This window comes from Paraburkholderia sp. TE9906 (assembly GCF_056279605.1).
This window is the reverse complement of the sequence record NZ_JBWCCT010000014.1, coordinates 72,954-86,005: the sequence shown is the minus strand read 5'-3', so window position 1 is coordinate 86,005 and position 13,052 is coordinate 72,954. Positions and strand designations below refer to the sequence as shown.

The following is a 13,052-nucleotide window of genomic DNA, read 5'->3' as shown; positions in this document are numbered from 1 at the left end:
CAATATGAGCAATTCCGTGACTAGCGGCAAACATCGTCCGGGCACCGTCGGTGATACACCAACGGGCGGCGGCGTCATGAATTTCTATCTCCCCAAGGGAGCAGAGCTGCCACCCCAAATTGATCGCGGCGAAGGCATTTATCTGTACGACTCCTGCGGCCGAAGCTTCCTAGACGCCACGTCTGGCGCGGTCGTGAGCAATCTTGGGCACTCCAATCCGCGCGTGGTCGCGGCGATGGCCGAGCAGGCGCGCCGCGTGACCTTCGCTTATCCCCGTTTCTTTCAGAGCGAAGCTAATGTCAGTCTCTCCAATCAAATAACAGCCCTCGCTGGCAACGGCTTTGACCGGGCATTTTTCGTGTCAGGCGGTTCAGAGGCAAACGAATCGGCTATCAAATTGGCTCGGCAATTTGCCGTGGTAAGTGGTCAGGGGAGCCGCTTCAAGGTGATTTCGCGGGACCCTAGCTACCATGGTTCAACCATGGGGGCGATGGCGATCACGGGAGACTCGTTCACCGAATCCATTTACGGACCAATGATGCGGGTTATGCCGAAAATCCCGGCACCGTTGACCTACCGTTTGCCTACTGGAACTACCGAGGTAGAGCACGTTGCAACATGCGCGAACATGCTGGAGGAAAAGATTCTTGCTGAAGGACCCGAGACTGTCCTCGCATTCATCATTGAGCCAATTGGTGGCTTGTCCAGCGGCGCACTCGTTTCACCAGCTTCCTACTACAGGGCGGTCCGCGAAATCTGCACCCGCTACGGCGTCTTGCTCATTCACGACGAAATCATGAGTGGTGCAGGCCGTACCGGAGCATTCCTTTCTTCTCAGCACTGGGCAGACAGTCGACCGGACATCGTGACGCTCGCAAAGGGTCTGGCAGCAGGATATACGCCATTTGGTGCAGTACTTGCACCGAACCATATTGTGGAAGCCATTGCTGGTCGCGGCGGATTCGTGCATGGCCATACCTACTTCTCTAATCCCTTCTCCTGTGCCGTTGCGGGCGCCGTGCTAAATGAAGTCGTCGAGCAAGGTCTTATGGAGCGCGCAGCGTCCATGGGTGAATACCTCGCTGGACAACTGAGGGAACTGCAGAAACGCTCACGTCTCGTTGGGGACGTTCGCGGTAAAGGCTTACTCATGGCAATCGAGCTTGTTGCAAACAAAGAGACACGCGAGCAATTGCCGCCGGAGTTAAATGCCCCTGCCCGATTGACTGAGCATGGACTTGAACACGGCATTGCTCTCTACAACCGACGTGCGAACCGTGGGCAGTTCGGCGACATTCAACTCATTACGCCTCCGCTCATCATCACCGAGTCGCAGGTCGATGAGCTCGTAGATAAGCTCAGAAAGGCGTTGCGTGACTTGGAGTCGAAGTTGCAACGGGCGGGCCTACTTCGGTAACTGCAAGCGGGAATTGGCCCTTGCGCGCACGCGCCAGGGCTTGGATTTCAGGAGACAGCTGTGGAAAAGCAAAAGATCATCGTCACCATCGCCCCTACAGGGGGAATGGCAAGCAAGCAGCAAAACCCCGCATTGCCGACGCAACCAACCGAAATCGCCCGGGATGTCTACGACTGCTACAACGCCGGTGCAAGCGTCGTGGCTGTACACGCGCGGCTGCCAGACGACGGTGCCACGTGCAATGCTGATATCTATCACGATATCAACACGCGCATTAGGGCCAAATGCGACATTGTTATCAACAACTCGACCGGCGGCGGCGTACACGGCGAGATGATCGGTCAGACACCCGGTGGCTATTGGGAGATCCTTTGGGAAGAGCGGCTTAAGGGGATGGATGCGGGTGCGGAGACGTGCACACTCGATGCAACCACGATTATTGCAACGTTTGGCGGCAAGGAATTGCTGATGCACACGTCGCCGGAACGTTCCAAGCATCTTGCCATCGAGATGCGAAAGCGTGGCATCAAACCCGAGTGGGAAGTGTTCAGCCCCACACATATTGTTCAGGATGTCGGCGCCCTCACCGCCGCCGGCTTTGACGAAGAGCCATACTTTATCAACATCGTCCTTGGGGTTCATCGTAATTTTCAGAACGCGATGCCGTACAGCCCCCGAATCCTTCAGTCGATGGTAGACCTTCTCCCGAAGGGGAGTATCTTCTGTGTGAGCGGCATTGGTTCCGCGCAGCTTCCCTCCGCGATGAACTCGCTGTTATTGGGTGGTCACGTACGCGTGGGACTTGAAGACAACCTGTACTACTCACAGGGCGAGCTTGCAACAAACGTCCAGCTGACCGAACGCGTAGTACGACTGGTCCGTGAAATGGGCTATGAGCCAGCGACCCCGGAGGAAGCGCGCGCAATGATCGGGTTACCTCGCAAATGCTCTCATCTAGCCCTCGCCCTGTAGTAAGAAACCGCACGGTTCCGCCGGTATAACCCGCAACGCGGCCATGCTGGGATCCCACGTCATGGCCAGCGAGTTGGCGAAAACTGGCTAGCAGCGCCGTCGCGATATGAGCCATATCAGTCGCCGGTAAATTTCTCGACAACCGCCCGCGCATTCAATGCCGTGGCATTTTCCAGAATTGTTTGCTCATCTCAACGTCGGGCAGAACAGGGATATTTTCCGATGCCAACCATTCAACGGACTGGCCGCAGATATAGCGACACCGAAACGGCGCTGACAATTGAAGTCTGGTGCCCGGCTTCCGGCGAGAGAAAGAAAACTAGTTGACTAGCGGAGAAAGTCGGACTCATTTCTCGCGACTTTGTCGACGTGTTGATTGAGTCGCTGGATACTCGTACAGTTTCGACGGAGGACGGCTATCTGCGTTTAAATGTGCTTTCTAAATGAATCGTCGCGCCGAACAATAATCTCGATGGGACATTTGGCCCTCTGGCGAATGTCGCATGGATCTCAGCCGGTCCTGTGTTGCCGAAAAATTTGGATGTTCTGCGGGACCGCGTAGCAGCCGTATACGATCACCTGACGGTGTTATCAATCGACAAATTCCCTCGATGGCCGACTACGGTGTACCCAGCGGAGTCCGCATCGTCGATGCGGACCGCGTAAGATTAGGTGCGCACCTAGCCCCGGGCACAACTGTGATGCACGAAGGTTTCGTGAACTTCAACGCGGGTTGGTCACCGACGAAGTCGATATTCGTAAGATCACAGGCTTGGAACGCAATTCCAAAAGGAACACAACGCCCGCGCCCCAATGTTGCTTCTCGTGGCCCTCGATGAGTTCGAGACGACCCCAAGCGCCAGCCCCTGGAGCCGCAATTTGCGTCGAACAGCCATTTGCTCCTTCCTCCGGGTGCTGTGGTTCGAAGAGCCATCCAGTCCTTAACGTGACCAACGGCGTCGCCCCAACTCCACGCAAGTGCCGTGACAAGCAGTCGGGCTTTGCCGAACACGGTTTGGCATCGAGCGACCCGCCTTTCTTCGGCTACGGCATGCCGTAGCCGGGCGGGATGAGTGAGCACATCAGACTTGTTTGGTCTCCAGCCTTCAAGGGAGATTCAACTGTTAGATTACCCACAGCAATTTGTCTCCCGAGTGCAGTTGCATCTGTAAGTGTCCGACGCTGACCGAGTCGACGCGATAGCTGTTCATGACCCACCATTCGCGTGATGGACATGTGACTGGATCGTGCCCACGATAGGCGATCACGGACACTATCCCTAGGACAGACGTATTTTCTACCCAAAAAAAGAAGGAGCAGTCATCATATGCATGCCCCCCGCCGGAAGTGAGGCGCGAGGCATCGACGCACGAAAGCGAGGGTGGCTGAAGTACGCCACTGATTTCAAACGTGAAGGATGTCCTCGAGGGTAGGCTTAAGGAACCGGCGCGCAACCGCACAAGCGTTGTTTCCAACCACGCATGAAAGCTGACTCCGCGCCGACAGGGTACAACCGATTCTCGTCAAGCATGCGCGTGTCCCAACGAGACAGACGTCCTTCTTTGACTTCCAAGCGCGTATCGCCACACGTCCTGAGGCTTAGCACAGCGATGGGGCTATTGCATACAGGTGTCGAATCGCCCGCGATCGCGCTTTGACGTGATCACGAATCGACTCAAACAACGCAGACTTAGAAAAAGGCCGTCTTGGCCGGACTCAAACCCTACGAGCAACTCCAGCAAATCCGTCTCCGGCGCAGCGATTATTTGCCTCGCCTTTCTGATTCGTGTTAAGGAAGACGACTATGCCGCACGGAGTATGGTCTCGGAGAACTCTGCCCGTGACAATCGCACGCGGAGTGCTCGTCGTCTAAGAGCCGCTCTGTGTAGTTCGGAACATGACAACCCGCCAAATTAAACGGCCTCAATTCCGAGGCCTGTCTACGCCACGTCATCGCTCGCAGCGCAAAGCATGGGTTCAATCAAGTCGACAAACCGTTGCCATGGCTGCTGCCGACGCGCTTCATCACAACGTCACCTGAACTCAGCGCGCGGCGTTTATCTGCTTGCTATCAACACAGCTGTCAAGAACAGCCTTCCCCGATCGGTTACGGTACAGGTGCATCGCTCAACCTGTCTTGATCTATGCGCGCGTTGCTGCCCACTTCCTAAGTTCGTCCTGCGCCACGCGTTCGGCTCGAAGAAAGAACTCTTCCGTGGCAGGCGACGAGTAGCATAGTTCGAGATTCATTCCATTCGGGTCGCGCAGATATAGGGAATGGAAAGCACCGTGATCGACATACGTAGACGGATATCCTTCGCTCTCTAGCCTCTTACGGAAATATTCTATCGATTCGTCGGAGTCGACATTAACCGCGATGTGATGATGATAGACAGTCGACACCTCAAATGGTGGCTTGCCGTCGAAGAAATCTGGATAGTCAAAAAACGCAATGCTGCTACCGTCGCCCATTTCGAAGAAAAAGTGGCAATAGGGCGCTTCCTTTCCGGTAAACACTTCCTCTGGAATACGAAGCGCGATCGTCATTCGCATCTCAAGAATGTCTTCATAAAAGTGTCGCGTCTTTTCAGCATCCGTGCAGTAGTAAGCATGGTGGTTGAGTCCGCGGACTCGAGATTTCGCGCGACGTTCGATCACCGCCCGCTTTTCGATGGGATCGACTTCTGCATCCCCTACGGCAGCAATAACGTTCTCGTCGTGATGGGACATTCTCTTATCTCCTCAAGATGGTTAGATGGCCCGCACAGGTCATCCGAAAATTTCGCCGGTGCCGACCGGCCACGAACCTGCCGTCACACGGCTTTGATGCTCGGCAACCTCGCTTCCAGTTGCAAGTCGAGCCTAGTGCCGCTCCCCGATCCACTCCACGAATGTTGCACGCCATGCCGTAGAGATTAACGAATAAGGCACACGTGTGCAACACAGGGTTTTCACTCAGGACCGTGCGTCATCACCATCCTCACAAAACTGCCAACGTGGCGGATTACCCTGGATTGCACACGTGTGCCTTAATAGATAATCTGCGCAGCATAGCAGCGAACGTGATCGCGCTCCTATCCTCGATGATGACCGACAGCAGGCGATACCGGATATTCGTCGCGAGACTGGCGACCACCTCGATGAATCGAGCGTCTTCTGCGTTGCTATTGCGCCGCTATCGGTTTTTTGCCGTAGCGCGTGCTCGCTAATTGTGTGATCACAGAATCGACAATAACAAACAAGGAGATAGGGATGCGTCACCACTCGAGAGTTGCGTCACGTTTAGCAATTTGCGCGGTAGGCATGCTGGTCGGAGGAGTCGCGCAGGCTCAGACCAACGTCACGTTATTCGGCTTGCTCGACAGCGGCTTGCTTTATACAAGCAAAACACTGAATGCTCAGAGCGGAGGCAATTCCGGGCGGCAGTTTGCGCTGATCGATGGAGGCTCATCTTATTCGCAATTCGGCATATTCGGGATCGAGGACCTCGGTGGCGGACTGAGCGCGAAATTTAAGCTCGAGAGCGGTATCAGCGTGGCGACCGGTAGTCTTGCCCACTGCAATGGCAATCTTTTCGGATGCGAAGCATGGATTTCATTGGTCAGCAAGTTCGGTGAACTCAAAGCCGGCTTGCAGTTCTCCCCGTTCTTTCTTTCGCTTTACTCATCTGATCCACGGGGCATGTCGTTCTTCGGTAGTGGTGGCGTTACACTTGTTGATAATTTTCTCGGTACTAGCATCTTTGCTCCAACCGCTTTGTCTTACACAAGCCCGGAATTCTGGGGACTTCAGGCCAGCGTGCTGTACTCGTTCGGAGGTCAACCGGGGGAGTTTCAGGCTGGCCGACAATACTCCGCGAGCATCAAATATCAGTATGGCGGGCTGATGCTCAACGCTGCAATATTTGACGGAAACCGTGGCGGAGCGAACCCGACACCCACCCCGACGAACCTGCAAGTTGAGGGACGCACGCTTGGCACAGCATACAAGTTTGGTGCCTTGACCGCGAAGGCGTCGTTCGTTAATTACAAGGTCGCCGGCTCGTTTAACAACAACGTGTACGGAGGCGGCCTATCATGGTATGTGATGCCGACACTTAGCGTCGATGGCGGCATCTGGATAACCAGCGACCGAAACCATACCGCGAACCACTCCCTACTCGCGGCAATGGGCTTGAACTACTTTCTGTCAAAGAGAACAGTCCTCTACGGCCAGGTCGCGTCCGTGGCTAATCATGGGGACATGAATACAGGCTTGTCAGTAAATGGAGCGCTTTTTGGGGCACACGGTACGACTATGGGTGCCACGTTGGGCCTTCGCCACTCGTTTTGACAACTACCGCCTTACCTCGCATTGCCCGGTGGTGATACGCCTCTGTCGGGACCGATATCGATCAATAAATTCCAGAGGGTAAAAATTGAAATCCATTCACTTCAGCATGTTATTCGTCGGCCTTTGCGTCGCATTGTGCACTGGAGCAAGCGTCCTTGCGCAAACCACTGCGGTCATTACTGATGCGTCCGCACCAGCCAGCGGTATGAGCAACCCGAAAGCAGTCAAGGCCGCCAACCGGGCGCTGAGAACAACTGTGATGCGCCAGCTCTCAAGGACCCGCGGCCTCAACGCCGATGGAATTAATGTAGTCGCTTCCTCTGGAATTGTGACACTTATGGGAACGGTACCCGACAGCCGTCAAATTGATCTCGCGACGGACGCGACACGAGACGTAGGTGGTGTTCGAGAAGTCAAAAATAGTTTGACGCTGCAGGCTAACGGGAAGTAGCGCGAACGGCCTCCGACCAGCGGGGCGCCGCTTCAACTGTCGCGTGGTCTATCTACAGCGTCCAAACCCCATTGGAAACTTGACGGGCAATTATGGTCATAGAAACTCCGGAGTAGTCCAACTCACAGCGATCGGTCGCATGCCTTTTCGCACCAATGCGTCCGATCCGCTGTGCTTGTCCGTTGCATCACTCGTGAGGGCCTTCTCCAAAGAGCGCTAATCTATTCATGTCTGACGGACTATCGCAAGCGCAAACGAGTAGTATCGGCATTAAATCTACCATCCAGCGGTCCGCGTCTTCCATGCAGACCATTCTTTAACGTCGAGCAAGTCCATCGCGTACTTTCCTGTCGCACAACGTTTTCCGTCGGTGCGACACGCACCTGAGAACCGACACGTTCTGCACATCAGCGAGTTCTATTTGATTGTGACCGATCCAGTGCGACGGACCGCTTCTGCATCACGTTGTGCTTTGCGAGAACGCTCTTTGCGCACGGCACAGTGTAAAGTCATGGCACTAACGATCTGCGACAACATCCACTGAATCATAAGCGTCACCCGTGGCACATTGCCCGCAGCGATCACCCTGACGAGGTGCAGTGAAGCGAGCAGCTTCGAAACGTCGTCGGCGCTGATCCTCATTTCAGCATTATCAGTCGGTGGTCGATATTGTTTGCGATTGCCTGGACGAAAAGACACATGTGCGCAACCTCGCCGTCTCCGGATTCGCGTTCTCCTCAACTTGCGCGCGAAACTGTCGCCACACTGAGTCCATAATCACCCGGCATGAAGCTTCGTCGCACCTCCCTGGAGCAGGACGGGCGAAGTAGAAACCTTGAACGAAATCTGCATCACACTCCATTGCAATCATAGCCTCACGCGCCGTCTCTACGCCTTCTGCCAATACCAAAGCACCTGCGTCATGCAACAGCGATATCAGTCGTGGAAGTAAGCGTGCGACGCGAGGGTTTTGGGCTGCTTGCTCAATAACACCGCGGTCGAGCTTGACAATATCGGGTTGAAGTTGCCAGACCCTATCGATGTTGGAGTGCCCCGCTCCGAAGTCATCGAGCGCTATCAGAAATCCCTGCTCCCGGAATGAGGCGATGCCCTCAACCAATTGCTGTAAATTCCCGCCAGGAACTTCGAGCACTTCCAAGACGATACGGTCGGGCGACAGATGCAGGCGCCCCAAGGTCGCTTCAACGAGGTGGCGATACTCCCTAGATACGATGAAGCCATTTGGTCTGGTGTTGAGAAACAGTCGGTCGCGGACATCCGCTATCCGCGTGAAGTTGGATGCATGTAGCAGTTGGACGCCGCGCTCAAGATTGCTCCAATGCCCGTTCGGAGAGGTGCGGCCGAGTAACGACATCGGCGGAACGTCGTTGCCGGCAGGGTCTTGTGCCCGGAGGAGGGCCTCGTAGCCAATGAGACGCCGATGCGACAAGCTGAATATTGGTTGAAACGCGCTACAAAGAGTCAAATCCCCGAAGCGCGCAAAAGAAGGAGCGCATGGCGAGTCGCTTTCGGTAAACTGCAAGAGGTATGGAGGTTCCAACTGGATAGTCCTGTGATAACGCATCGCACTTGACATCGACTCGTGACATAGCTTGACCACCGTACCCAAGCGAGGTAACCGAGCCGACGCCGATGCATCCTCGTTTGCCGCATAGCACAGCTACCAGCGATTAATAAGGATTTCCACGCGCGATCGAGAATCGATAAGGTCCGATCAAACGCATTGCTCCGCTTGGAGATCAGTAAAAATGGCACTCGAAATGCCGTGTTCTCACCGACCAGTACGATGATTACCCCTCCATAGCTTGTCTTTCTGGATAGTGGTCTGAAAATCCAATGGTGTTGTTAATCGTTAAGCACCACGGCGACATCCCGAGTTGTCGGAGCAGACCGACGCGGACCATGTCCATCAAGTACGCTAGTGATCTCTTTCGACTAATTAACAGTACCCCCCACAGTGAGCATCAATTTCCAGAAAATCCATTCACTTTTTCAGCTCAATTGATGGCCGTTGTGAAGATATAGCGTTCGGCATTTGCTTAGTGTCTACTTCCGAAACATGCCTGAACGGCATCTTCAGGCGACAGCCCAGCCCGGAAATAGCCTCGCAAACGATCCACGATCTCAACGTCTGGACGATAGGAAGCGGTGACAAATTTCGCGTCGAGTGCTTCTTCATACCAGACGCAAACCCAAGTCTCGAGCGCCGGGATGTATTCGGTTGTCGGGTCCGTTAAATCGTCCATTGCGGTGATCCTACTCATTTGTCCCGTTCGCTGAGACGTTTTGCTGCCGGCATGCCGCCCACACCATCCGCACCGCAAGACCCTGTGCGCCCAAGCGATGCAAATACATTTGATACTTCGTCGAACTCAAGTGCAGCATTCATCTCAATGCTCCCCCGGCGATTGACTATTCGTCAAAGAACGGATTGTTATGCACACGTGTGTCCCATGATAGCGCAGGGTTTTCCATTAGGCAACAATCAAACTCCCGCAGCAGGGTAAGCGAATCGTGGCCGTTCCGCGCTTGTCACATTTGTTTTTTGATGCGGAGCTACAACTCCGAAGACACATTCGGTTCGACGAATGTTGGCTAGGGCTAAGTGCACACGTGTGCATTAAAGTGCTATATAATCTCCGATCAACTGCGCATCAGAGCAACCAGCTGCTGCCAGCCCCGCCAGTTATTACCTTTGCGGAAGTTCGACGTGACGTCCATCAAACATGCGCCCTCAGCGCAATCTTATTCGGTGTCCGGAATCGCCTCCGAAGCTAGTGTCACCACTATCACCGAGCGCGACAGAGATTTTCGGGCGAAGTCGAAGAAGGCGCACCCAATTGCGGACGAGGCGCCGTCCAGCCGGCGCGCTAATCACGCCGGCGAGGATAAGGACCATCCGCTGTTCCAGGACATCCGCTATCTGGGACGCCTGCTCGGCGACGTGCTGCGCGAGCAGGAAGGCGACGCGGTGTTCGACGTCGTCGAAACGATCCGTCAGACCGCCGTGCGCTTTCGCCGCGAAGACGACAGCGCCGCCGCGCAAACGCTCGACAAGAAACTGCGCTCGCTGAGCCCGGAGCAAACGGTCAGCGTGGTGCGCGCGTTCAGCTACTTCTCGCATCTCGCGAACATTGCCGAAGACCGTCACCGCAATCGCCGCCACCGGATTCACGCGCTGGCCGGTTCGACCTCGCAACCGGGCACGATCGCCCATGCGCTCGAACGCCTCGTCGAAGCCAACGCGGCCGCCGCGCCCGTCCTGCAGCAGTTCTTCAACGACGCGCTGATTGTGCCCGTGCTGACCGCTCACCCGACCGAAGTGCAGCGCAAGAGCATTCTCGACGCGCAGCACGACGTCGCGCGTCTTCTCGCCGAACGCGACCAGCAACTGACCGACCGTGAACGCGCGCACAACGAAGCGATGCTGCGCGCACGCGTCACCTCGCTCTGGCAAACGCGTATGTTGCGCGACTCGCGCCTCACGGTCGCCGATGAAATCGAAAACGCGCTCTCGTACTATCGCGCCACGTTTCTCGAAGAGATTCCGGCGCTTTACACCGACATCGAAGACGCGCTGCGCGAGCACGGCATCGAAGCACGCCTGCCGCCGTTCTTCCAGATGGGCAGCTGGATCGGCGGCGACCGCGACGGCAATCCGAACGTAACCGCCGAGACGCTCGAACACGCCATCACGCGGCAAGCTGCGGTGATTTTCGAACACTACATGGAAGAGGTGCACAAGCTGGGCGCGGAGTTGTCCGTGTCCAACCTGCTGGCCGGCGCGAGCGACGAGCTGAAAGCGCTCGCGGAAGCCTCGCCCGATCAGTCGCCGCACCGTACCGACGAGCCGTATCGCCGCGCACTCATCGGCGTGTACACCCGGCTCGCCGCGAGCGCGCGGGTGCGTCTGGGCGAAGGCAGCGTGCCGTTGCGCAGCGCCGGTCGCGGCGCAGCACCCGTGCGGGCTCAACCGTACGACGACTCCGCCGATTTCGTGCGCGATCTGCATGTGCTGATCGATTCGCTCGGCGAGCATCACGGCGCGCCGCTCGCCGCGCCGCGTTTGTCGCCGCTCGCACGTGCCGCTGAAGTGTTTGGCTTCCATCTGGCGAGTATCGATCTGCGTCAAAGCTCCGACATTCACGAAGCCGTGATCGCCGAATTGCTGAAGCGCGCGGGCGTCGAAAGCGACTATGCGTCGCTCGCCGAAGAAGACAAGCTCAAGGTGCTGCTGGCCGAACTGGCGCAGCCGCGTCCGCTGCGTCTGCCGTACGCCGAGTATTCCGACCTCGTGAAGAGCGAGCTTGGCGTGCTCGAAGAAGCACGCGTCACGCGCGAAAAATTCGGTGCGCGTGCAGTGCGCAACTACATCATCTCGCACACGGAAACTGTGAGCGATCTGGTCGAAGTGATGTTGCTGCAAAAGGAAACCGGTCTGCTGCACGGGCGTCTGGGCGATGCGAGCGATCCCGCCAAAGCCGGCCTGATGGTGATCCCGCTGTTCGAGACGATCCCCGACTTGCGCAACGCGCCGCACATCATGCGCGATCTGATCGCGCTGCCGAGCGTCGATGCGCTGATCGAACACCAGGGCAACGAGCAGGAAGTGATGCTCGGCTATTCGGACAGCAATAAGGACGGCGGCTTCCTCACGTCGAACTGGGAGCTGTACCGCGCCGAACTCGCGCTGGTGTCGCTCTTCAACGAACGCGGCGTGACGCTGCGGCTGTTCCATGGACGCGGAGGCACCGTGGGCCGTGGCGGCGGTCCGACCTATCAGGCGATTCTGTCGCAGCCGCCGGGCACCGTCGACGGCCAGATCCGCTTGACCGAACAGGGCGAAGTGATCGCGAGCAAGTTCGGCAATCCGGAGATCGGCCGGCGCAATCTGGAGACGGTGGTCGCTGCGACGCTCGAAGCGTCGTTGCTGCCGCACGGCATTGCGCCGGCGCAACTGCCCGCGTTCGAAGAAACGATGCAGCAGTTGTCCGACGCGGCGATGGCGTCCTACCGCGCGCTGGTCTACGAAACGCCAGGCTTCAAGGAGTACTTCTTCGAGTCGACGCCGATCGCGGAGATCGCGGAGTTGAACATCGGCAGCCGGCCGGCCTCGCGCAAACTGCAGGACCCGAAGCAGCGCAAGATCGAAGATCTGCGCGCGATTCCGTGGGGTTTCTCATGGGGCCAATGCCGTTTGCTGCTGACCGGCTGGTACGGGTTCGGCAGCGCGGTGGCCGCGCATCTGGACAGCGCGCCGAGCGACGCCGAGCGCACGCGCCGTCTCGCGCTGCTGAAGAAAATGCACAAGACCTGGCCGTTCTTCTCGAACCTGCTGTCGAACATGGACATGGTGCTGGCAAAGACCGACCTCGCGGTCGCTTCGCGCTACGCCGCGCTCGTGTCCGACAAGAAACTGCGCAAGCACGTGTTCGAGCGGATCGTCGCGGAATGGGAGCGCACGTCGAAGGTGTTGTCGGAAATCACGGGCAAGAATGAACGGCTCGCGGAGAACCCGCTGCTCGCGCGTTCGATCAAGAATCGCTTCCCGTATCTCGATCCGCTGAATCACTTGCAGGTGGAACTGCTCAAGCGTCACCGCGGCGGCGACACCAACGCACGTGTGCGGCGCGGGATTCATTTGAGCATCAACGGTATTGCTGCGGGCTTGCGCAATACGGGCTAAAAGAATTCCAATAGAGGGCAGAAAAGATCGGTCAGTCGAAAGTTCGCTCCGAGGGCCGCGGAATAGCATACTGGTCCTAATTTCTACGCTGAACAGCGATCCCTATTGTGAAGTTCGCAATGCGGCACCTCGACCGGCCTCAAACCTTGGCCGTCCTAATACGTGCCTACGCG

Annotated in this window: 9 protein-coding genes; 6 read left to right on the top strand and 3 right to left on the bottom strand. The window is 56.8% G+C overall.

Features of this window, described 5'->3' with window-relative positions; genetic code table 11:
- Positions 1–4 precede the first annotated feature (4 nt).
- From ACZ9H4_RS29345 to ACZ9H4_RS29335, 3 genes are all read left to right on the top strand, one after another.
- Entirely contained in the window at positions 5–1,417 is a 1,413-nt protein-coding gene (locus tag ACZ9H4_RS29345) for an aminotransferase family protein (RefSeq protein ID WP_476122150.1), read from the top strand.
- Between the two features lie 60 nt (positions 1,418–1,477).
- Positions 1,478–2,389 (top strand): beta-keto acid cleavage family enzyme, encoded by a 912-nt coding sequence (locus ACZ9H4_RS29340; protein WP_476122148.1) that lies wholly within the window; start codon positions 1,478–1,480, stop codon positions 2,387–2,389.
- 522 nt (positions 2,390–2,911) lie between these two features.
- Positions 2,912–3,055, top strand: a complete 144-nt coding sequence (locus ACZ9H4_RS29335) for a hypothetical protein (RefSeq protein WP_476122146.1) — start codon at positions 2,912–2,914, stop codon at positions 3,053–3,055.
- A 1,476-nt stretch (positions 3,056–4,531) separates the two neighbouring features.
- Here the strand turns inward: ACZ9H4_RS29335 and ACZ9H4_RS29330 are convergent.
- Positions 4,532–5,119, bottom strand: a complete 588-nt coding sequence (locus tag ACZ9H4_RS29330; RefSeq protein ID WP_476122144.1) for a VOC family protein — start codon at positions 5,117–5,119, stop codon at positions 4,532–4,534.
- 522 nt (positions 5,120–5,641) lie between these two features.
- Between ACZ9H4_RS29330 and ACZ9H4_RS29325 the strand changes: the two genes are divergently transcribed.
- Positions 5,642–6,721, top strand: coding sequence for a porin (locus tag ACZ9H4_RS29325; RefSeq protein ID WP_476122142.1), 1,080 nt, complete (start codon positions 5,642–5,644; stop codon positions 6,719–6,721).
- 106 nt (positions 6,722–6,827) lie between these two features.
- On the top strand, positions 6,828–7,172 hold the full coding sequence (locus ACZ9H4_RS29320) for a BON domain-containing protein (protein ID WP_476122300.1): 345 nt from the start codon (positions 6,828–6,830) through the stop codon (positions 7,170–7,172).
- Positions 7,173–7,824: 652 nt separating this feature from the next.
- Here the strand turns inward: ACZ9H4_RS29320 and ACZ9H4_RS29315 are convergent.
- Positions 7,825–8,757 carry an EAL domain-containing protein gene (locus tag ACZ9H4_RS29315; protein WP_476122298.1) on the bottom strand — a complete coding sequence of 311 codons (933 nt, stop codon included), beginning with the start codon at positions 8,755–8,757 and terminating at the stop codon, positions 7,825–7,827.
- A gap of 475 nt (positions 8,758–9,232) precedes the next feature.
- On the bottom strand, positions 9,233–9,439 hold the full coding sequence (locus ACZ9H4_RS29310; protein ID WP_476122140.1) for a hypothetical protein: 207 nt from the start codon (positions 9,437–9,439) through the stop codon (positions 9,233–9,235).
- Positions 9,440–9,903: 464 nt separating this feature from the next.
- Here ACZ9H4_RS29310 and ppc point away from each other — a divergent pair, with 464 nt between their 5' ends.
- Positions 9,904–12,879: a phosphoenolpyruvate carboxylase gene (gene ppc, locus ACZ9H4_RS29305; RefSeq protein WP_476122138.1), complete on the top strand. Its 2,976-nt coding sequence runs from the start codon at positions 9,904–9,906 to the stop codon at positions 12,877–12,879.
- Positions 12,880–13,052: the final 173 nt, after the last annotated feature.